The sequence below is a fragment of the Streptomyces sp. A0642 genome, from assembly GCF_004795105.1.
In the GTDB taxonomy this organism is placed as follows: Bacteria; Actinomycetota; Actinomycetes; order Streptomycetales; family Streptomycetaceae; genus Streptomyces.
In genome coordinates this window covers 144,233-164,795 of the sequence record NZ_SSBL01000012.1, presented here as the reverse complement: position 1 = coordinate 164,795, position 20,563 = coordinate 144,233, and the positions used below count along the sequence as shown (strand labels likewise).

14 protein-coding genes and 1 tRNA gene are annotated in these 20,563 nt (G+C 73.1%); 7 read left to right on the top strand and 8 right to left on the bottom strand.

All coding sequences use genetic code 11. The features are described from left to right. The first annotated feature begins 66 nt into the window (after window positions 1–66). The gene (gene corA, locus E6R60_RS21450; RefSeq protein WP_136328235.1) at window positions 67–1,053 is read left to right on the top strand and encodes a magnesium/cobalt transporter CorA; all 987 of its coding nucleotides are present in this window, start codon (window positions 67–69) and stop codon (window positions 1,051–1,053) included. Window positions 1,054–1,069: 16 nt separating this feature from the next. Here the strand turns inward: corA and E6R60_RS21445 are convergent, their stop codons facing one another. Together E6R60_RS21445 and E6R60_RS21440 are read right to left on the bottom strand one after the other, a co-directional pair. Next, window positions 1,070–1,858, bottom strand: a complete 789-nt coding sequence (locus E6R60_RS21445) for a ferritin-like domain-containing protein (RefSeq protein ID WP_136328234.1) — start codon at window positions 1,856–1,858, stop codon at window positions 1,070–1,072. Between the two features lie 244 nt (window positions 1,859–2,102). Then, window positions 2,103–3,155 (bottom strand): LLM class F420-dependent oxidoreductase, encoded by a 1,053-nt coding sequence (locus E6R60_RS21440; protein ID WP_136328233.1) that lies wholly within the window; start codon window positions 3,153–3,155, stop codon window positions 2,103–2,105. 140 nt (window positions 3,156–3,295) lie between these two features. Between E6R60_RS21440 and E6R60_RS21435 the strand changes: the two genes are divergently transcribed. Both E6R60_RS21435 and E6R60_RS21430 read left to right on the top strand, forming a co-directional pair. Beyond that, window positions 3,296–4,279, top strand: coding sequence for an aldo/keto reductase (locus E6R60_RS21435; protein WP_136328232.1), 984 nt, complete (start codon window positions 3,296–3,298; stop codon window positions 4,277–4,279). Continuing rightward, on the top strand, window positions 4,276–6,687 hold the full coding sequence (locus E6R60_RS21430; protein WP_136328231.1) for a helix-hairpin-helix domain-containing protein: 2,412 nt from the start codon (window positions 4,276–4,278) through the stop codon (window positions 6,685–6,687). The genes E6R60_RS21435 and E6R60_RS21430 overlap by 4 nt, the downstream gene beginning before the upstream one ends. A gap of 66 nt (window positions 6,688–6,753) precedes the next feature. Here E6R60_RS21430 and E6R60_RS21425 read toward each other — a convergent pair whose 3' ends face one another. Continuing rightward, window positions 6,754–7,416, bottom strand: a complete 663-nt coding sequence (locus E6R60_RS21425; protein WP_136328230.1) for a hypothetical protein — start codon at window positions 7,414–7,416, stop codon at window positions 6,754–6,756. A gap of 47 nt (window positions 7,417–7,463) precedes the next feature. Here E6R60_RS21425 and E6R60_RS21420 point away from each other — a divergent pair, with 47 nt between their 5' ends. Beyond that, window positions 7,464–7,652: a DUF5703 family protein gene (locus E6R60_RS21420; protein WP_136328229.1), complete on the top strand. Its 189-nt coding sequence runs from the start codon at window positions 7,464–7,466 to the stop codon at window positions 7,650–7,652. A gap of 58 nt (window positions 7,653–7,710) precedes the next feature. On the opposite strand, the gene E6R60_RS21415 is transcribed toward E6R60_RS21420, so the two are convergent. The 3 genes from E6R60_RS21415 to E6R60_RS21405 all read right to left on the bottom strand — a co-directional run bounded on the left by E6R60_RS21415 (window position 7,711) and on the right by E6R60_RS21405 (window position 10,387). After that, window positions 7,711–8,502, bottom strand: coding sequence for a chaplin (locus E6R60_RS21415; RefSeq protein ID WP_136328228.1), 792 nt, complete (start codon window positions 8,500–8,502; stop codon window positions 7,711–7,713). Window positions 8,503–8,640: 138 nt separating this feature from the next. After that, window positions 8,641–8,874, bottom strand: a complete 234-nt coding sequence (gene chpH / locus E6R60_RS21410; RefSeq protein WP_136328227.1) for a chaplin ChpH — start codon at window positions 8,872–8,874, stop codon at window positions 8,641–8,643. Window positions 8,875–9,052: 178 nt separating this feature from the next. Further along, complete coding sequence (locus tag E6R60_RS21405; protein ID WP_136328226.1) at window positions 9,053–10,387, bottom strand: M20/M25/M40 family metallo-hydrolase; 1,335 nt, start codon at window positions 10,385–10,387, stop codon at window positions 9,053–9,055. A gap of 182 nt (window positions 10,388–10,569) precedes the next feature. Between E6R60_RS21405 and E6R60_RS21400 the strand changes: the two genes are divergently transcribed. Then, window positions 10,570–10,657, top strand: a tRNA-Leu gene (locus E6R60_RS21400). 354 nt (window positions 10,658–11,011) lie between these two features. On the opposite strand, the gene E6R60_RS21395 is transcribed toward E6R60_RS21400, so the two are convergent. Next, window positions 11,012–15,235 carry a S8 family serine peptidase gene (locus tag E6R60_RS21395; RefSeq protein WP_168713653.1) on the bottom strand — a complete coding sequence of 1,408 codons (4,224 nt, stop codon included), beginning with the start codon at window positions 15,233–15,235 and terminating at the stop codon, window positions 11,012–11,014. 91 nt (window positions 15,236–15,326) lie between these two features. Between E6R60_RS21395 and E6R60_RS21390 the strand changes: the two genes are divergently transcribed. Both E6R60_RS21390 and E6R60_RS21385 read left to right on the top strand, forming a co-directional pair. Next, window positions 15,327–16,280: a helix-turn-helix domain-containing protein gene (locus tag E6R60_RS21390; protein WP_168713652.1), complete on the top strand. Its 954-nt coding sequence runs from the start codon at window positions 15,327–15,329 to the stop codon at window positions 16,278–16,280. 277 nt (window positions 16,281–16,557) lie between these two features. Then, complete coding sequence (locus E6R60_RS21385; protein ID WP_136328223.1) at window positions 16,558–19,437, top strand: glycoside hydrolase family 2 TIM barrel-domain containing protein; 2,880 nt, start codon at window positions 16,558–16,560, stop codon at window positions 19,435–19,437. A 50-nt stretch (window positions 19,438–19,487) separates the two neighbouring features. Here E6R60_RS21385 and E6R60_RS21380 read toward each other — a convergent pair whose 3' ends face one another. Then, window positions 19,488–20,531, bottom strand: coding sequence for a rhamnogalacturonan acetylesterase (locus E6R60_RS21380; RefSeq protein WP_136328222.1), 1,044 nt, complete (start codon window positions 20,529–20,531; stop codon window positions 19,488–19,490). Window positions 20,532–20,563: the final 32 nt, after the last annotated feature.

Genomic DNA, 20,563 nt, shown 5'->3' with positions numbered 1-20,563 from the left:
CGGCCAGCGTAGGCCGACGACCGGGGCAAAGGTGCGCCGGGGAGCCGGGCAGGGAAGAATGCGCGCGTGATCGTGGACTGCGCCATTTACCGGGACGGACGCCGCACCGACGGCCCCGCCGACTTTTCCGATGCCCTCGACCAGGCGCGGGCCGACGGCGACGCGTTCTTGTGGATCGGCCTGCACGAGCCCACGGAGAAGGAGTTCGAGCTGGTCAGCAGCGAGTTCGGGCTGCATCCGCTGGCGGTGGAGGACGCGCTGGCCGCCCACCAGCGGCCGAAGCTGGAGGTGTACGACGACTCGCTGTTCGCGGTGATCAAGCCGATCGAGTACGACCACGAGAGCGACACGGTCAGCACGGACGAACTGATGGTGTTCATAGGCGACTCGTTCGTGGTGACGGTCCGGCACGGCGAGGGCGCTCCCCTGGCGGCGGTCCGCCGTCGCCTGGAGGCCGAGCCCGAGGTGCTCAAGCACGGGCCCACCGCGGTCCTGTACGCGGTCAGCGACGCGATCGTGGACCACTACATCGACGTCGCGGGGGAGCTCCAGGTCGACCTCGAGGAGCTGGAGACGCAGGTCTTCGCCCCGAACGCGACCGGCGACTCCAAGAACACCGCGGCCCGCATCTACACGTTCAAGCGCCAGGTGCTGGAGTTCCGCCGGGCGACGGTCCCGCTGGCCGCGCCGATGGCCCGGCTGGCGAGCGCCGGGGTGCCCTTCGTCCACGAGCAGTCGCAGCCGTTCTTCCGGGACGTCCAGGACCACCTGACGCGCGCGAACGAGCAGGTGGAGGGGCTGGACCGGCTGCTCTCCGACATCCTGTCGGCGCATCTCGCGCAGATGGGGGTGCGGCAGAACGACGACATGCGCAAGATCTCGGCCTGGGCGGCGATGGCCGCGGTGCCGACGATGGTGGCGGGGATCTACGGCATGAACTTCGACCACATGCCGGAACTGCGGTGGATCTGGGCGTATCCGGCGGTCCTGCTGCTGATGGCGGGCGCCGTGGTCGGCCTGTACCGCCAGTTCAAGCGGCGCGGCTGGCTCTGAGGGCCGTCCGGGCCGCTCAGGCGAACTCGGGGGCCGGTACGGCCGGTCCGCCCAGCGCGTCGCGCCGCTCGGGAGGCGCGAGGGTGACCATGCGCCGCCAGCCGTGCAGCCGCTCGTACGCGTGGACGGCGTGGATCCCCGCCGCCAGTACCGCGGCCTTCGCCCGGGACCAGCCGAGGGCGCGGCCCATGTGGTCCATCACGGCGAGGCTGACGTCGCGGTAGACCCGGATCTCGGCGAGGGCGCACTCGCGCAGGATGTGCTGAATGGTCCGGCCGTGCCCCGCCGCGGCGAAGCGCAGGAGCTCCTCGTGGCAGTACGCGAGGTGGTTGTCCTCGTCGTTGGAGATCATCCTGACCGCGCGGCCCAGGTCGGGGTGGTCGGCGAAGTGCTTGCGCAGCAGCCGCATCTGTTCGGACGCGCGCTGCTCGGTCACCCGGCTGTGGGCGAGGTAAGTGATGATGTCGCGCTCGGTGAGCGGCTCCTCGCGTCCCAGCTGCTCATGGGCCAGTCCGATGCCGTGCTGCTCCAGCAGCATCGTGTAGTCGGTCTCCCGTGGGACCGGTACCGGCGTCAGGCCGCGCTTGCGCAGCAGGGCGTTGAAGATCCGCCCGTGCTTGTCCTCGTCGGCGCCGTGCCGGGCGATCTTCGGGGCGAGCGCGCGCTGGCTGGCGGGGACGAGGGCGGCGATGCGGCCGTTCTCCCAGCCGCCCTGGGACTCCCCGCTGGCGGCGATGGAGCAGAACAGCCGGAACGCGTCGTCGTCGTCGAGAATTTCCTGGAACAGGTTCTTTGCCGAGAGCATCACTGCCACCTCCGTGCGGCGTCCGCCGAGCGACAGTCAATTCCTCCCGGCCCCGACGGGCAACAGGAGCGCTCCCCCACTGGGCCGAACGGGGGACGCCTCCCCCGCCGCACCCGCCTCTGGCGAACCGTTTCCGCACGGCCCGTAACCCGCACGCCCCGCCCGCGTTGTTCCCTGTGACGCGGCCGTGGCGGGGAGGAAACCCCGAGCCCCCACCACGGCCGTACCGCTGCCCGCGGCAGGTCTACCGGGCGAGCCCGGACCGCTCCAGCGCCTCCGTGCCGACCCGCAGCGCGGCGATCCGCTCGTCGAGCGTGAAGCCCGCGGGGGCCAGCGTCAGGGTCGTGACACCGGCGGCCGCGTAGGCCTGCATCCGGTCGGCGATCCGCTCCACCGATCCCAGCAGCGTCGTCTGGTCGATCAACTGGTGCGGAACGGCGGCGGCCGCGCCTGCCTTGTCGCCGGACAGGTACTTCTCCTGGATCTCGGCGGCTTCCTTCTCGTATCCCATGCGCTGGGCGAGCTGGTTGTAGAAGTTCTGCTTGGGGCTGCCCATGCCGCCGACGTACAGCGCGGTGTACGGCCGGAACATGTCGGCCAGGCCCTTGATGTCGTCGCCCACGGCGAGCGGCAGCGTCGGGCAGACGTCGAACCCGTCCATCGTCCTGCCCGCCTTCTCGCGCCCCGCCCGCAGGTACCTCATCGCGGTGTCCTCGAGGTGCTCCGCGGACGGGAAGATCAGCAGGGCGCCGTCGGCGATCTCGCCGGTCTGCTCCAGGTTCTTGGGCCCGATCGCGGCGATGTACAGCGGGATGTGCTCGCGCTGCGGGTGGACGGTCAGCTTGATCGGCTTGCCCGGACCGCCGGGCAGCGGGAGCGTCCAGTGCTGCCCCTCGTACGACAGCCGCTCACGGGCCATCGCCTTGCGGACGATTTCGACGTACTCGCGGGTGCGGGCGAGCGGCTTGTCGAACTTGACGCCGTACCAGCCCTCCGAGACCTGCGGCCCGGACACCCCGAGGCCGAGGCGGAAGCGGCCGCCGGAGAGGGAGTCGAGGGTGGCCGCGGTCATGGCCGTCATCGCGGGCTGACGGGCCGGGATCTGCATGATCGCGGAGCCGACGTCGATGGACTCGGTCTGCGCGGCGACCCAGGACAGCACGGTGGGCGCGTCGGAGCCGTACGCCTCGGCCGCCCAGCAGACGTCGTAGCCGAGCCGGTCGGCCTCCTGCGCGACGGCGAGGTTGTCGCCGTCCATTCCCGCACCCCAGTAACCGAGATTGATGCCGAGCCGCATAGCCGCTCCCCTTACTGATCAGTAACGTCCCTGTGTTCCGGACTCTAGCGCGCGGGAGGGCCATCCGGCAGGGGCCACCCGGGCGCCGGTTGTCCACAGGCCTGCGACGCGTGGGGCTCTGGCCAGTAATCTCAGCGCCCATGGAGCAGAGGCATCTCGGCCGCACCGGCCTTCGAGTGTCCCGGATCGGGCTCGGCACCCTCACCTGGGGCCGGGACACCGACGAGCACGACGCTGCCGAGCAGCTGAAGGCGTTCTGGGAGGTGGGGGGCACGCTGGTCGACACGGCCGACGTGTACGGCGGCGGGGAGGCCGAGTACCTGCTCGGGCAGCTCGTGGGAGGGCTGGTACCGCGGCACGATCTGGTCATCGCGACCAAGGCAGGCAGCGTGGCCGATCCGCACCGCAGGTTCAACGGCTCGCGCGGACATCTGCTGGCCGCCCTGGACGCCTCGCTGGCGCGGCTCGGCACGGACCACGTGGATCTGTGGCAGGTCCACGCCTTCGATCCCATGACGCCGCTGGACGAGACGCTCCAGGCGCTGGACATCGCGGTGTCCAGCGGGCGTGCCCGGTATGCGGGGGTGTCCAACTTCTGCGGCTGGCAGCTGGCGAAGGCGGCCACCTGGCAGCTCGCCTCGCCCGGTGTGCGGACCCGGCTGGCCAGTACGCAGATGGAGTACTCGCTCCTCCAGCGGGGCGTGGAGCGCGAGGTGCTGCCGGCCGCACTCGACCTCGGTGTGGGGCTGCTGCCCTCCTCCCCGCTCGGCCGGGGCGTGCTGACCGGGAAGTACCTCACGGGGACCCCGGCGGACTCGCGCGGCGCCTCCGAACTGCTCGCCCCCTTCGTCGAGCCGTATCTCGACGACGCGGCGAGCCGCATCGTGCACGCCGTGGCGACCGCGGCCGAGGGACTGGCCACGACGGCGCTCCAGGTGGCGCTGGCCTGGGTGCGGGACCGGCCGGGAGTGGTGGCCCCGATCATCGGCGCGCGCAACGCGCAGCAGCTCACGGAGGCATTGTCAGTGGAGGCGCTTAGTCTTCCTGACGAGATCTGCCAGGCGCTCGACGACGTGTCGGCGCCCGTGCACCGCTATCCCGACCAGGACTGGAGCACGCTGTGACTGCGCTTCCCCGGGGGGAATCCCCCGGATCCTCGGCCACCGACGACGGCGTCGCCGCGGACGAGACCGCCACCTCACCCGCCGGGGAGGCCGGGGACGGGGAGACGTCTACGCCCACTTCCACGCCTGCGCCTGCGTCCGAGGGTTCCGGCGGCCGCGCGGCCCCGGGTGGTTCGGACGCGGCGGAAGGGACCGACGGGACCGGCCCGGCGAGTGGGACCGAAGAGGCGGGCGGGGGCGGCCCTTCGGAGGATGACGCCGTACCGGGCACGGACGGAAACACCGGGGGTGACGCCGTACCGGGCACGGACGGAAACACCGAGGGTGACGCCGTGGCGGGCACGGCCGGAAACGCCGAGGGTGACGCCACCGCTGCCGCGGCGCCCTCCGAGGCCGAGGCCGAGCTGGCCGCCCAGCGCGAGCTGCGGGAGCGGATCGAGAAGCGCAAGGCCGAGAAGGAGGGCCCCATCGCCGCCGGTACGAAGCTGAGCGGCCCGGCGGCCGATCTGCTGGCGGCCGTACGCGCCGTGGAGAGCGGCGACAAGCCCGCCACCGCCTTCTTCGACTCCCCCGCCCCGTCCCCGGCCCGCCGGAGCGTCCCCGCCCCGGCGCCGGCGCGGGAGAGGACCCCCGAGCCCGCCCGGGCGCCCCGGGCCGCGTCACCGGAGGCCGTCGCCGCCGTGGCAGCCGTGCTGGCCGGGGGAGGGGCTCCGGAGGCTCTGGCCGGGCCTGCGGCCGCCACCCTCGGCGCACAGGCCGACGAGGCGCTGCGGGAGGACCCGTGGCGGTTGCTGTCACTGCCCGGCGTCGCCCCCGAGCAGGCCGACGGGTTCGCCCGGGCGCTGCTGGGCGCCGGCTGCGGACCCGACGACGAGCGGCGCACCGCCGCCCTGGTGGGCTGGCTGCTGGAGCGGGCCACGCTGCAGGGCCACACCGCGCTGGACGCGGACCAGGTGCGCGCCGCGCTCGCCGGCCGGGCGGTGAGCGACCCCGACGCGGCGGTGCAGCACGCCATCGCCGAGGGCGTCGTCCTGGTCTTCCAGGACGGCCCGGAGGGCGAGGAGAGCGCCGAGGAGACGGACGAGGAGAGCGGCGGGACGGGCTCGGACGACGGAGCCGCGGAGCCGGCGGCCGGCCGGGAGCCGGTCCAGGTGCTCCTCGGCCTCGACCGGTACGCGCTGGCGGAGGAGAGCCTCGCCGACGGGCTCGCCCGGCTGGTCAACGCCTGCGAGAAGGACGCCGACTGGTCGGACGCCGCGGCCGCGGCCCCGTCCCCGTCGGCCGCCGAACTGATCCGCACGGTCGCGGCCCACGGCCTCGTCGCCCACACGGGCGGCGAGGCGGCGAGAGCCGAACCCGCGGCCCTGATCGCCGCCGCCGGCGGTCTCGGTCTGCGGGCCCTGGGCGCCACCCACAGCGTGGACGGCCGGCAGCGGCTGGCCGAGACGGTCGGGGACCCCGCGGCGGCCGTCACCCTCGCCGGGCTGCTCTCCGGAACCGAGGGCCCCGGCCGGGACGAGGAGGGAGCGCTCGCCCTCGATCTGCTCGTCGTGCTGGACGCCCCGCAGCTGGACGTCGAGACCGGCGCGATGCTGGTGGAGTCCCTCGCCGACGGCACCCGGGTGGTGTTGAGCGGCGACCCGGGCGTGCTCGGGTCAGCGGGTGCGGGACGCGTGTTCGCCGATGTGCTGGCCGCCCGCGCCTGCCCCCAGGTCGTCTCCCGCACCCCGGACGCGGGGCCGATCGGCGAGCTGGTCTCCGGCATCGGCATCGGGGAGCTGAACCAGGTGGAGGCGCCGGGCAAGGAGGTCGTGATCGTCCCCGTGCGGGACGCGGGCGAGGCCGTGCACCGCACGGTGCAGCTGGTCGCCGACTCCGTGCCCCGCGTCATCGGGGTGCCGTCCTCCCAGACCCAGGTCATCACCGTCGGACATGGCGGCTCCGCGGGCACCCGGGCGTTGAACGAGGCGCTCAAGCAGCGGCTCAACCCCGGACCGGGCCGCTTCGGCGGTTTCGATCCTGGGGACAGGGTGGCCCATGTCCCGGCGCCGGGCAGGACCGTGCCCGGCGTGGTCGTCTCGGCCGACGCCGAGGGACTGCACCTGGACTGCGCGGGGAGCCCCGTCGTCGTACCGCAGGAGCGGGTGGCCGCCTCCGTCCGGCACGCCTGGGCGCTCAGCGCCCACCAGGCGGCGGGGATGCGGTGGCCCGCGGTCGTCGTCGTCCTGCCCGGTGACGCGGCTCAGGGGCTGAGCCGCCCCTGGGTCTACACCGCGTTCGGCCGGGGCGAACGGCATCTGTCCGTGGTGCACGGTGTCGACCAGGCGCTGCCCCGTGCCGTGGCCGAGTCCCCCGCCCAGGACCGCACCACGCGGCTGCGTGCGCTGCTGGAGGCGTCCGAGGGCTGACGGCCCGCCGAAGGGCCGGGCGGACGCGTCGTGTCCATCCGGCCCTTCGGAGGCAGCGGCGAGGGATCAGCTCCGGCCCCTCGCCAGACCGCCGAGTTCCTCGTCGAGATCGTCGTCGTCGTCGAACACCGCGCTGACGTCGAAGCGGCAGACCACCAGCTGGGGGTCCGCGTCGTCGAACGGGGCGCCCAGCCACTCCCCCGGTTCCGGCAGCTCCTCCGCGGCCGCGACCCAGAGCGTCGAGTCGCCCTCCTCCAGACCGAACTCCGCGTGCCGGGAGGCGATCTCGTCCGCCTCGTACTCCCCGAACAACACCCCCAGCGCCGCATGCACGCTTCCGCCGACCACGGCCGCGCCCTCCCCTTCCCGGTCGTCGGCCTCCACGTCGGCCAGGCGCTGCGCCTGCGCGAGCAGCCGCTGCGGCTCCACCACCGCGTAGTCGCGGCGGATCAGCACGCTCAGCGCGTTCGGCTCCTCCGGGCCGCTGTACGGCGGCAGGGAGTCCTCCGCCCCCGGAATCTCGAACGGGGTGACCTCGTCATGCCGGTCGTAGAGGAGTTCGTCGTAGACCTCGGCCGCAGCGGCCAGTGCGTTGAACGCGTCGTACACGGCGGGGTCGTCGTCCCCGGACCGGCGTTCGACCGCCGCGAGGTGGTGGTCGATCGCGGCTTTGACCGCATCGGCGGCGGCGCGTACCTCGGCAGCGGTGGGCTGCGCAGCATCAGACATAGGGCAGACGCTATCCGTACACGGGCTCTGCCCGCACAATAGATGCGATGCCGGAATACGAATTTGTCGACGTGTACGTGCCGCGCGGGGTGTCCCGGAAGGAGACCGCCCGCCTGTTGACCGACCATGCCGAGTACGGGCACTGGGAGCTGGACCGACTGACGCTGCGCCTGGACGGCAGCCGCCGGGTGCGGCTGCGGCGGCGGATCATCCGCCAGCTGCGGGCCACCTGGTGAGACGGAACGGGCCCCGCTGCCGCGGGGCCCGTTCCCTTCGCCGTGCTGACCGCTGCCGTCAGGCGGCGGCCTTGGAGCGGCGGTACAGCACCGTGCCCGCACCGGCCAGCAGCAGACCCGCGCTCGCCGGGATGAGCAGGTCGAGCCCGCCCCCTCCGGTGTGCGCGAGCTGCGGCGTGCTCGCCGGCAGGGTCTGCGGTTCCGGCGCGTTCGGGACGGTGTGCGGTCCCGGCGGCTTCGGTGTCTCGTGGTGGACCGGGGGGACCGTGACGACCGGCGGCGGCGTGCTGTCGTTCTCGCACGTGTTGCCGAGGGCGGGGTTGAGCAGGCCACCGATGGTGACGCTGTTCCCGCAGGCGTTCACGGGGATGTCGATGGGCGCCTGGATCTGGTTGCCCGAGAGGATTCCCGGCGAGCCCTGAGCGGTCCCCTGCGCGGTGGCTCCGCCCCCCTGTCCGTGGCCGACGGCCCGGTGCTTCCCGGTGCCCGCCTGCCCGCCGTGACCGCGGCCGTCCGAAGTCCTGCCGTGGTCCGCGGCGTGGTTGCCCGAGGCGTGGCTGCCCGAGGAGCCGGCGGCCGACCCGTGATGGCCCGCGGAGGCGCCGTTCGAACCGTTCGCGCAGGCGTTGCCCGCCGCCGGGTTGAGCAGCCCCACGACGTTCACGGAGTTGCCGCAGACGTTGACCGGTACCTCGACCGGAATCTGTACCGAATTCCCTGAAAGCACCCCCGGGGAATTCGATGCGCCGCCGGCCGCTCCCGCGTCGGCGTGCGCGTAACCGCCACTGAGCGCGAGCACGCCGCCCGCAGCCGCCATGGTGATCAGGCCTTTACGCGTGACCTGTCGCATAGGTTGTTTCCTGCCTTCTACCTTCCGGAATACCCCCGGACTTGACCGTGCGGAGGCAAAGGACCCGACGGCCCCGGGGCACATGGCGTGCGCTCCGGGGCCGAGCGGGCTCAAACCCTTGCGGGTTGACGCACGACGTCAGGCGTTGACGCAGGTGTTGCCGAAGGTCGGGTTCAGCAGCCCGATCACGGAGATCGTGTTGCCGCACACGTTCACGGGAACGTGGACGGGAACCTGAACGACGTTGCCCGAGAGCACGCCGGGGCTGCCGATGGCGGCACCCTGGGCGCCCGAGTCGGCGACGGCCATGCCGGCACCCGCGAGCACCAGACCACCGGTGACAGCCGCAGCGGCGACGATCTTCTTGATCATTATTCCTCCTAGTTGGCAAATGCGGTCCCAGCCGCGGACCGCATCACCTGTAACGAGGAAGAAGTAATCGGGCTACGAGCGATTCACCCGTTTCACTCGTTCCGGTGAGACACGTACAGGCTGGCGATTTACTCGCGCGAGGTCGGCTGTGGTGGCCGGCGATTCAGTCGCCGGAAGGTCAGCTGTGGTCGATGAAGCGGTCGAGCACCCGCGCCCCGAACTTCAGGCCCTCGACCGGCACCCGCTCGTCCACCCCGTGGAACATGCCCGCGAAGTCCAGCTCCGGCGGGAGCTTGAGCGGAGCGAATCCGAAGCAGCGGATGCCGAGGTCGTCGAAGGACTTGGCGTCCGTGCCGCCGGAGAGCATGTACGGGACCGCGCGCGCGATCGGGTCCTCGGCCTTGAGTGCGATCTGCATCGCGTCCACGAGCGAGCCGTCGAAGTCGGTCTCCAGCGCCTTGTCGCCGTGCACGTCCTCGCGCCTGACCCGCGGGCCGAGGATCCGGTCGAGGTCGGCCAGGAACTCCTGCTCGTACCCCGGCAGGAAGCGGCCGTCGACATGGGCGGTCGCCTGCCCCGGGATCACGTTGACCTTGTAGCCCGCGCCGAGCATGGTGGGCGCCGCGGAGTTGCGCAGGGTCGCGCCGACCATCTTGGCGATGCCGCCCAGCTTGGCCAGCGTGGCGTCCATGTCCTCCGGGTCGAGCGGGGTGCCGAGGGCGTCGGACAGCTCGTCCAGGAAGGACCGCACGGTCTTGGTCACCCGGACCGGCCAGGTGTGCCGGCCGAGCCGCCCGACCGCCTCGCAGAGCTCGGTGATCGCGTTGTCGTCGTTGGTCATCGAACCGTGGCCGGCCGTGCCGTCCACGGTCAGCCGCATCCAGTGCATGCCCTTCTGCGCGGTCTCGACGAGGTACAGGCGCAGGTTCTCGTTGACCGTGAAGGAGAAGCCGCCGACCTCCCCGATGGCCTCGGTGACGCCCTCGAAGAGGTCCGGGTGCTTGTCCACGAGATACCGGGCCCCGTACGTCCCGCCCGCCTCCTCGTCCGCGAGGAAGGCGAGCACGATGTCGCGCGGGGGCTTGCGGCCGCTGCGCATCCGGTCGCGCACGACCGCCAGGGTCATCGCGTCCATGTCCTTCATGTCGACCGCGCCCCGGCCCCAGACGCAGCCGTCCGCGATCTCCCCCGAGAAGGGGTGGTGCGTCCAGTCGTGGGCGTTGGCCGGGACGACGTCGGTGTGGCCGTGGATCAGCAGCGCCGGCTTGGAGGGGTCCTCGCCCTCGATCCGCGCCACCGTGGAGGCGCGGCCCTTGTGGGACTCGAAGATCTGCGGCTCGAGGCCCACCTCGGCCAGCTTCTCCGCGACGTATTCGGCGGCCGCGCGCTCGCCCGGACCCGAGTGGTCCCCGTAGTTGCTGGTGTCGATCCGGATGAGATCGCGACAGAGGTCGACGACCTCGTTCTCGGCGCTCTCGCCCGCGCCGGTCCTGGCCGCTCTGGTCTCGCTCACGCTGGTTCCCTCCACTGTCGCTGTGGTGCTCCCCCTCATCCTCCCGCGCCCGGCCCGCGTACCCAAGGCCGCCCGCCCCTCGTCACACGCCCGTCACACGAAGGGGGCGTGATCGAGCACCCCCCGATGTTTGCTATGGTTTTCCACGTCGGAACGGGCCGGGCCCGCGAGACAGACACCTAGTCCGGGTGGCGGAATGGCAGACGCGCTAGCTTGAGGTGCTAGTGCCCTTTATCGGGCGTGGGGGTTCAAGTCCCCCCTCGGACACCAGCAAAGACCCCAGTTTCTCTGGGGTCTTTTGCATGTCCGGGCCCTGGCACGCCCCCTCGTGCGCCGGGACCGGGCCCGAAGTGGGGTGCCGCTCCTGTCCGTGCGCCGCGGGCCGGGGTCTTGCGGCGATCGCACGTGCGGGGAACGGCGCCGCGGCCGGCGGGCGGGAGCGCCTCCCCCGGCCATGGGCACGAGCGACGGCCGGGCCCGGGGCTTCCGGGCCCGGCCGTCGCGCGTTCCAGTCACCCGCTCACTGCGGCCGCGCGGACCCGCCGGTCACACGGACACGCCGGTGCCGGGCAGTCCCGCCGGTCCCGCGGACGCGCCGGTCGCGTCCGACGCCTCCGGGGCGGGTCAGCGGCGCAGTTTCAGACGGTGCACCCCGCCATCGACCGTACCGACGTAGAGCGTCCGGCCGTCGGAGGCTGCGGCCAGCTTGGTGGTGTTGGTGTTCTGCAGGCCGGTCGAGACGTTCTCCCACGTCAGACCGTTGTCGGTGCTGCGCAGTACGCCCCGGCCGCCCTGGACGAGCCCGGTCTCCCTCGATCCGGCGGTGGCCGCGTAGACCGCTCCGCCGACCCTCAGCAGGTCCGAGACGTGGAGGGCGAGCGGGCCGGTGTCGGCGGTGCGGAAGGTCTTGCCGTCATCGGTGCTGACCCGGACCGACGAACCGCCGACGATCAGCCGCCGTCCGTCCTTCACGATCGCGGAGACGGGGCCCTCGGCGACCTTGGTCTTGGTGACGCCGCCGTCGTCCGAGCGGTAGAGGCCCGAGCTGTTGCCGAGCCACAGGCGCAGCGGGTCGTGCGGGTCACCGGCCATGGCCGTGAAGGGCCGCTCGTGGAAGAGGTTCTTCCAGGTCCTGCCGCCGTCGAGGGTCGTGAACAGCCCGTGGCCGAAGGCGCTGCTGAAGCTGACCGCCACCCGGTCGGGGTCGGCGGGGTGGACCAGGATCGAGGTCGGTGTCTCCGACGACGTGCCCCTCAGCTGCCAGGTCCGGCCCGCGTCACCGCTGCGGAAGACCTTGAAGAGACCGGTAGCGGTGCGCCGGACCTGCCACACCACTGTGGTGTCCTTGGCCGCGACGGCGATGTGCGAGGTGAGGAGGCCGTTCATGCCCTCTCCGCCGGACTGGCCCCATTCCGGGCTCGCGACGGGCATCGCGGTGCGGTAGACGCCGCTCGCCGTGCCGGCGAGCAACTGGTCGCCGCTGGCCGCCAGGGCGAACGGGGTGAGGCCTTGGACGCCGATCCTCCGGTAGCCGGTGCCGTCGGCGGAGCCCCGGTACAGGCCGTCCTGTTCGCTGGAGACCGTCACCGAGCCGTCGGCCCAGCGGTCGTAGTCCATCGCCACGGCGGCCCGGGAGGGGCCGGGGGCCGGCTTCCAGGTCCTGCCGTGGTCACGGCTCACCTGCCCGGCGCCGAACAGCGCGTTCAGGTAGAGGTCGCCGCCGGAGGCCGACAGTCCGTGGCCGCCTTCCTCCAGTGGCAGCAGGGTGGACCAGGTGCGGCCCTTGTCGTAGGAGCCCCGGACGCCCGTACCGGGAACGTACGCCGCCACCACCGTGGAGTCGGCCGCCATGCCCTGGACGTCGGTCCCCGGCCCGCCCAGGAGGAGGTGTGCCGCCCCGGGGTCACCCTTGCCGACGCCGTCGATCCGCCAGACGTCGTTGAAGGTCGCCAGGTACAGGGTGTCGCCGACGAGGGTCGCGTCGCGGACCGAACCGGTCACGCCGGTGGGATACACGTCCCAGCTGTCGCCCGCGTCCGTGCTGACCATCAGCGAGCCGCCGACCATCGCGGCGAGGGTGCGGGTCTGCTCGTCCGCGACGAGTTCGTCGATGTGCGCGTCGGGCACGTCGAGCTTGCGCCAGGTACGGCCGTTGTCGTCGGTCCGCAGGATCGTGCCCCGACGGGTCGGGTCGCCGACCGTGTTCACGGCGTACCACCAGCGGGCGGGGCGGCGGGCGTCGACCACGACGGGTCCGGTGCCGTCGCCGTCGGCGACGGGCAGCCGGCCCACCTGGCGCCAGTGGGCGCCGCCGTCGGTGGTCAGCCAGGGAGCGGCCTTCTCGAACTGGGTCACGACCGCCTGCTTCGGCCGGGCGGGCGTGAGCGCGACGTGGCCGGCCTCGCTGTTGGGGCCGATGGGCTCCCAGCGGTCGCCGCGGCTGCCCACGGGAGTGACCTCGAAGGCGCCGGCTCCGGTGATGCGCCGGCCGTCCGCGGTCGTGGCCCGCACGGCCAGCCGGTAGGCGCCGGCCGCCTTCCCGGTCACGTCGGCCTGGTAGTAGCCGGCGCCGTTCATGGTGGCGGAGAGCGTGAAGGCCCTGCCGCGCGGAGGAGTGACGACGATCTGCGGCGGCGCGCTCAGGGCTGCCGGAGTGGCGATGTGCACCGTGGAACGGCCGTCGCTCGGGTCGGGGGACGCCTGGACGACCAGGTGGCGGACGACGAGCAGGTACGGCACCCGGAGGGCCGGGCCACGCGCGGGAGTGGCCGTGATCCGCCCGCTGATCTCCGTGTCGGTGACCGGCCGGCCGGCGCGCAGGGTGACGGTGACGGTCGCGGACCCCCGGGCGGGGACGGTGACCCGCGCCGGGGAAAGCGTGGTGGGGCCGGTGCTGCTGAGGGTGGTGGTCAGCGGTTCGTTGCCGGCATTGGTCAGCTTCACCTTCGCGGTGGCGCCGACGGTCCTGTCCGCCAGGTCGGCGAGGCCGAACGAGACGGTCGCCGGGGAGGCGCCGAGGGTGGCCGACGCCGCGGCGGCCACGTCGAGCCGCCCGCCGCCCTGGGTGGTGGGGCCGCTGCCGGGAAGCGGCTTCGCGGTGCCGACCAGGGCGGACCTGATCCCGTCCGGGCCCTGGTCCGGGCGCAGTTGGCGCAGCAGGGCGGCTGCTCCGGCGACGTGCGGGCTCGCCATCGAGGTGCCGGACATGCGGTAGACACCGGGCTCGTACATGGAGGTGGGGATCGCGGAGCGGATCTCCACGCCGGGTGCGACGACATCGGGTTTGAGGCCGAAACCGGTGCCGGGGCCGCGCGAGGAGAAGGAGGCGATCTCGTCGGTGGAGTCGGTGCCTCGCAGGGTGACGGACACCTTGCCGGCGGCCAGTTCACGGCTCAGCTGGGCGTACTGGGTCGTGTCGATGCCCATGACGACCAGGCGGTCCATGCGCAGCGAGTCGCCGGAGGCCGCGGTCCGGGCGAAGTCGGGGCGGCCGGGGGTCGCCGGGACCTCGACCGTCCCCGGGGCGGCGGCGAGCTGGGGCCCGTCGTTGACCGGGAGACCGCCGAGTACGGCGAGTGCGCCGCGCTTCTCGGCCTCGCGGGCCCAGTTGATGTCCCGCAGGCTCAGGACGTCTGTGCTGGGCGGGACGAGGATGTCGGCCCGCAGGATCTTGCCGCGTACGTCACCGACCCGCTTCCAGTCCTCGGCTGTGCCCTCGCCCACGTCCACGAGCCGCCCGGTGACCGGTTCCCGGGGCGGGTTCGCGGACAGGATGCCCCGGTACGTCTGGATCAGTTCGGGCTTCTCGCCCGCCAGGTACGCGCTGGGCATCCGCAGCCCGCTGGTGGAGGCGCCCACCGCGATGACACCGTCGGCCGACGCCGGGGTGCTGACGGTGCCGCTGCCGGGTCCGGCGTTGCCCGCCGCCGCGACGACGACCACGCCGGTCCGCACGGCGGCGGTCGCCGCGCGGCCCAGCGGATCGGTGCCGTCACCGGGGCCGCCGAGGCTCATGTTGATGACGTCGGCCCGGTGGGGATTGGCCGGATCGGTCGCCGCCTCGATCGCGGCGATGATGTCGGAGGTGTAGGCGCTGCCGCCCGCGTCGGTGACCTTGTAGGCGAGCAGGCGCGCGTCGGGCGCCATACCGGTGACGCCCCCCTTCCGGGCCGCCCTGCCCGCGATGATGCCCGCGACGTGGGTGCCGTGACCGTTGTCGTCCATCGGGTCGCCGTCGCCGTTGGCGAAGTCGAAGCCTCCGACGACCTTGTGGCCCTCGCCGAAGCCGCCGCCCAGGTCCGGGTGGCCGTAGTCCACGCCGCTGTCCACGACCGCCACGACGGTGCCCTTGCCGGTGGCCTTCACCCCGGCCGGGTCCTCGCGCTTCCAGACCTCGGGCGCTCCGGTCAGCGGCACGCTGACGTCCGTCTGCACCTGCATGCGGGTGTCGCGACGGACGGCGGTGACGCCCGGCAGGGCTGCCAGCCGCGCCTCCTCGGAGGCGGGCACCGTCATCGCCACGGCATTGACGAGCAGGCCGAGCCTGCGCGGTGCGGCGGGATGCAGTCCGGCTTTGCGCACGGTCCCGACGAAGGCGTTCTGGCGCACCGTCAGGGCCTGCCGGGCGTCGCTGACGGCGGAGGCGGACGCCGACGAGGTGAGCGAGCCGCCGGGGGCGGCGGCGACCGCGGCGTCCCCGGACAGTTCGACGATGACCCGCTGGTCGGGGACGGTTGAGTTCGCGGTGGCGGTCGTGGCGCCGGGTATCGCGGTGAGCGTCCCGGCGAGCGCGACGGTGGTGACCGTTCCGGCCACCAGGCGTCGGAGTCTTCGTGTGTTCTTGGCCATGAGTAAAGGTCCTAGTGCCCAAGTCACTCTCCGTACAACAGATCTCGGCGGCCCATTGCTGACGCTGGCACAGGTGGGCCAGTATCCGCATATGACAACCGAGCTCACGCCCGCAGGCATCGACCCGTTCGACGAGAGCGTCTACCGGGCCGTGCTGGCCCGGCGCTCGGCGGCGCCGGCCGAACTCGCCGCCGACCTCGGCTGCTCCTCCCTCCGCGCCGCCAGGGCGCTGGACCGGTTGCACGACCACGGCCTGGTCGGCCGGCTCGCGGGTGTCCGGCGGCGGTACGCGGCGATCGAGCCGGGAGCCGCGGTCGAGTCGCTGGTACGGGCCAGAGCCGCGGAGCTGGACCGGGTCCGTTCGGCGGCGCACGAGCTGTCCCGTCTCTTCGCGGCGGCCCAGACCGGTGCCGCCGGGGAGGACGAGGTGGAGATCACCACCGGCCGCGAGGCGCTCGGCCGCTGGTTCGTCCGGCTCCAGCAGGAGGCGCGCGAGGACGTCATGACGCTGGACCGGCCGCCGTACGCGCTGACCACCTCCAACCCGGTGGAGAGCACGGCCCTGGGGCGGGGGGTGCGCTACCGCGCGGTCTACGCCCCCGAGGCGCTGGAGTGGCCGGGGGTACTGGACGACATCCGCGGGCTCGTGCGCCGGGGCGAGCAGGCCCGGGTGATGCCGGGGCTGCGGATCAAGCTGGCCATCGCGGACCGCCGGCTGGCGCTGATGCCGCTCTCCCTGGACCTCGACGGGGTGCGCGCCGCGGTCATCCGCCCCTCAGCTCTGCTGGACGCCCTCACCGACTACTGGGAACTGTGCTGGAAACAGGCCCTGCCGCTCGACGTCCCCGGCGAGGACCCGCTCGGCGAAGAGGACCGCCTCCTGCTCACCCTGCTGGTCAGCGGCCTCAAGGACGAGGCCATAGCCCGCCAGCTCGGCTGGTCGGTCCGCACCATGCGTCGGCGCATGAGCCGCCTCCACGAACTCCTGGGCGCCGTGAACCGCTTCCAGGCCGGCGTCATCGCGGCCCGCCGCGGCTGGATCTGACCTGCGGTCAGGTGAACTGCCCCGGGGCCGGGTTCGCCCGGGACGGGGACGATGGCACCCGCTTCGCTCCCGGCGGCCCCGGTGCCGGACCGCTCGAGCGTTCCGCCCGCCACCGCACCGGCCTCGAGGAACAGGGGAAGGGACCGGCCTGCCCGCGGCACCGCGCGCCTCCTCCGGATCTCCCGGTTGCGAACGTCTCGGCCGGCATCCCTTGTTGAAACGGTTCATTCGTGGTTACCGTCAACCCGAGAAAGGGCGTTCCCGAGCGAGGAGAACCATGAGCCGCACCGACACGCTGTCCTGGTACGAGGATCCGGGCCCGGGTACCGGGGGCCTGGCGCCGCGGTCCTGGTACGCGGCATCCGACGCCTGGCGGATGTCCCTGAACGGCGCGTGGGCCTTCCGGCTCTCGCCGGGGGCCGGCACCGAGGACGAATCGTTCGCCCGGCCGGGCTTCGACGCCTCGGCATGGGGGACGGTCGCGGTGCCCGGCCACTGGGTGCTCCAGGGGGCCGGGGGCGCACCCGCGTACACGAACGTCGTCTATCCCTTCCCCGTCGATCCGCCGCGGGTGCCGTCCGAGAACCCGACGGGTGACCATCTGCGGACGTTCACGCTGCCCGGCGACCGGCCTCTGGACGGCGAGTTCGTGCTCCGGTTCGACGGCGTGGAATCGTGCGCCCGGGTATGGCTCAACGGCCGGGAGCTGGGTGACTTCAAGGGGTCGAGGCTGCCGCACGAGTTCGCCGTGGGCGATCTGCTGGAGCCCGGCGCGAACGTCCTCGCCGTACGGGTGCACGCGTGGTCGTCGGGAAGCTATCTGGAGGACCAGGACCAGTGGTGGCTGCCGGGCATCTTCCGTGAGGTCACCCTGCTGCACCGGCCGCCGGGCGCCGCCCGGGACTTCTTCGTGCATGCGGGGTACGACCACCGCGACGGCTCCGGGACGCTGCGCGTGGAGTGCGAGGGAGCGGAGGGCCGGGTCCTGGTGCCCGAGCTGGGCGTCGACATGGCGGCGGGCGAGGCCGTGACGCTGCCGGTCGAGCCGTGGACCGCCGAGACGCCCCGGCTGTACGACGCGGAACTGGTGACGGCCGGCGAACGGATACCGCTGCGGGTCGGCTTCCGTACGGTCGCCGTCGAGGACGGCGTCATCAAGGTCAACGGCCGGCGGCTGCTGTTCCGCGGGGTGAACCGGCACGAGTTCCACCCCGAGACGGGCCGGGCCGTCGACGCGGCCACGATGCGGCGGGATCTGGTGCTGATGAAGCAGCACAACATCAACGCGGTGCGGACCAGCCACTATCCGCCGCATCCCGCCTTCCTCGACCTGTGCGACGAGCTGGGCCTCTGGGTGATCGACGAGTGCGATCTGGAGACGCACGGCTTCGTCGACCTGGAGTGGCGGGGCAACCCCGTCGACGACGAGCGGTGGATCCCCGCCCTGCTCGACCGCGCCGCCCGCATGGTCGAGCGCGACAAGAACCACGCCTCGGTGATCATCTGGTCCCTGGGCAACGAGTGCGGTTCGGGCCGCGGCCTGACCGCGATGGCCGAGTGGATCAGGGGCCGCGACCCGGAGCGGCTGCTGCACTATGAGGGCGATCTGTCCTGCGCGGACGTCGACCTGTACTCACGGATGTATCCGACGCACGCCGAGGTCGAGCTCATCGGCAAGCGGGCGGAGGAGCCCTTGGCCGACGCCGGCCTCGACGCCCGGCGCCGCGCGATGCCGTTCATCATGTGCGAGTACGGGCACGCCATGGGCAACGGGCCGGGCGGACTCAGCGAGTACCAGCGGCTCTTCGAGCGGTACGAGCGCTGCCAGGGCGGCTTCGTCTGGGAGTGGATCGACCACGGCCTCGCCCACCCGGAGCACGGCTTCGCGTACGGCGGGGACTTCGGCGAGGAACTGCACGACGGCAACTTCGTCTGCGACGGGCTGCTCTTCCCGGACCGCACGCCCTCCCCCGGGCTCGTCGAGTACAAGAAGGTCATCGAGCCGGTGCGGATCGGCCCGGGGACCGCGGCCGGTTCGTTCGCGGTCACCAACGGGTACGACTTCGCCGGGCTGGGGCACCTCGAGTTCGTCTGGTCGCACGAGGTGGACGGCAAGGTCGTCGCCTCGGGAGCCCTGGCCGTGCCGGACCTGCCGCCGGGCGCTTCGACGGAGGTCACGCCCGGCGCCGCGGGCGACGGCCTGTGGACGGTACGGGCGGTGCTCGCCGAGGACACCGCTTGGGGCGAGCGCGGACACGTGGTGGCGTGGGGCCAGGCGGAGACGGGCGCACCGGCCGCCCCGGCACCGGCCGCCGGTGATCGTCCGGTGCGGTCAGGGGGCGTGATCACCCTCGGACCGGGCGTCTTCGACGCGGCGACCGGGGCGCCGGTGCGCATCGGGGACGTTCCGGTGGAGGCGCTGCGGCTGGATGTGTGGCGCGCGCCCACCGACAACGACAACGGGGCGGCCTGGCAGCCGGACGAGCGGTACGGGCTGCGGTGGCGGGAGCTGGGGCTGCACCGGATGCGGCACCGGATCGACGCGGTCGAGGCGGACGGGGACGCGCTGACCGTCCGGACCCGGGTGGCCCCGGCGGGCTGGGACCTCGGGCTGCGGACCACGTACCGGTGGACGGCCGCCGGGGACCGGCTCGGGCTGACGGTGTCCGTGGCGCCGGAGGGCGACTGGCGGGTTCCGTTGCCCCGGCTCGGCATCCGGTTCGGGCTGCCGGCGGCGTACGGGGATGCGCGGTGGTCCGGCGGCGGACCGGGCGAGGCCTACCCGGACACCCGGGCGGCGGCGATGCTCGGGACGTGGGAGCGGACGGTGGACGCGCTCCAGACCCCGTACGTCAGGCCCCAGGAGAACGGGGCCCGCGTCGACGTGCGCTGGGCGGAGCTCACGGAGGCCGGCGGTGCGGGGCTGCGGGCCGAGGGCACCACGCCGTTCTGGTTCACCGCGCGTCGCTGGACGAGCGAGCACCTGGACGCGGCGGAGCACGGGAGGGATCTGGTGGCCGGGGACCGCGTGTGGGTCAACCTGGACCATGCGTTGCAGGGCATCGGCTCGCAGTCGTGCGGACCGGGCGTGCTGCCGGAGCACCGGCTCGACGCGGCGCCGGCGGAGTTCTCGTTCCTGTTCTCCGCGCTGGGCTGAACCACCCGTGGTCCCTGTCCCGGCTCGGGCCGGGACAGGGGCCGTCCCCGTCAGCGGAACAGACGTCCCGGCAGCAGGTGCTGGTCACGGAGGGCGTCGCGGACCATGGCCGCGTACTCCGTGGCGCCGCGCTCCGAGGTGTGCGTGTTGTCGCGCTTCTCGGCGGTGAGGTAGAGGGCCTTGGAGCCCTCGGGGCCGAGTTCCTCGACGCGTTGCCGGGTGAGCGCGGTCAGGTCGACGAGCGGCACGTCGTGTTCGGCGGCCAGCAGCCGGATCTGCGCGGGCAGGTCGACGCCGAGGCCGTTGACCAGCAGGGCGGTTCCGTTGTCCAGCGTGCCGTCGGCGTTGAACCAGCGGCGGACGATCGGGGTGACGAGCACCGGACGGCCGCCTTCGGCGCGGATCGCGTCGATCATCGCGGTGAGGTTGGCCCGGTAGTCCGCCTCGGTCGTCTGCTTGTCGTTGTGGGCGAGCTGGATGAGGACGGTGTCGCCGCGGTTGATCAACGGGCGGACGGCGGGGAAGAGCTGGGGCTGGTCGAGATAGGTCCGCGAGCTCTCGCCGGAGTCCGCGTAGTTGGCGACGGATACGCCCGCCCGGAGGTACTGCGGCAGCTCCTGGCCCCACCCCGTGTACGGGCTGCCGAGCTGGTCGCAGACCGTCGAGTCGCCGATCAGGAACAGCTGCGGGACACCCGGCGCCGGGCTCACGTGCAGCCCCGCGAGCAGGGGGGCCGGGCCGCCGAAGGTGAGGTCGAGCCCCGGGCTGCCGCTCGCCCCGGTGGGCTCGCCCTCGGGCTCGCGCACCTGGACGGTGAAGCTGCGGAGCACCGGCCGTCCGGCGGCGGTCGGCGTCTCGCCGAGCACGGTGCGCCGCGTCTCGGCGGTGACCGTCGTACGGCCCTCGGTGGCGCCGCCGATGCGCGCGGTGACGCGATAGGCGCCGGGGGCCACGTCGAAGTGGCAGATCACGGGGGCGGTCCCGGTGCACCCCGGGAGGGTGGGCGCGGGGTCGGCGACGGCGGGCGTGACGAGGGCGGCCAGGGCGGCCACGGCGGCGGGCAGGGCGAGGGCGGTTCTGCGGCCAAGGGGCATGGCGGAGGTTCCTTCGACGAGGCGGGTGCGGG

Bases quoted from the DNA above. Each gene is read 5' to 3' on its own strand.
- E6R60_RS21445 (WP_136328234.1), bottom strand. From the start codon at position 1,858: ATGCTCTCGGCAAAGAACCTGTTCCAGGAAATTCTCGACGACGACGAC.
- E6R60_RS21440 (WP_136328233.1), bottom strand. From the start codon at position 3,155: ATGCGGCTCGGCATCAATCTCGGTTACTGGGGTGCGGGAATGGACGGC.
- E6R60_RS21435 (WP_136328232.1), top strand. From the start codon at position 3,296: ATGGAGCAGAGGCATCTCGGCCGCACCGGCCTTCGAGTGTCCCGGATC.
- E6R60_RS21425 (WP_136328230.1), bottom strand. From the start codon at position 7,416: ATGTCTGATGCTGCGCAGCCCACCGCTGCCGAGGTACGCGCCGCCGCC.
- E6R60_RS21420 (WP_136328229.1), top strand. From the start codon at position 7,464: ATGCCGGAATACGAATTTGTCGACGTGTACGTGCCGCGCGGGGTGTCC.
- E6R60_RS21415 (WP_136328228.1), bottom strand. From the start codon at position 8,502: ATGCGACAGGTCACGCGTAAAGGCCTGATCACCATGGCGGCTGCGGGC.
- chpH (WP_136328227.1), bottom strand. From the start codon at position 8,874: ATGATCAAGAAGATCGTCGCCGCTGCGGCTGTCACCGGTGGTCTGGTG.
- E6R60_RS21395 (WP_168713653.1), bottom strand. From the start codon at position 15,235: ATGGCCAAGAACACACGAAGACTCCGACGCCTGGTGGCCGGAACGGTC.
- E6R60_RS21390 (WP_168713652.1), top strand. From the start codon at position 15,327: ATGACAACCGAGCTCACGCCCGCAGGCATCGACCCGTTCGACGAGAGC.
- E6R60_RS21385 (WP_136328223.1), top strand. From the start codon at position 16,558: ATGAGCCGCACCGACACGCTGTCCTGGTACGAGGATCCGGGCCCGGGT.
- E6R60_RS21380 (WP_136328222.1), bottom strand. From the start codon at position 20,531: ATGCCCCTTGGCCGCAGAACCGCCCTCGCCCTGCCCGCCGCCGTGGCC.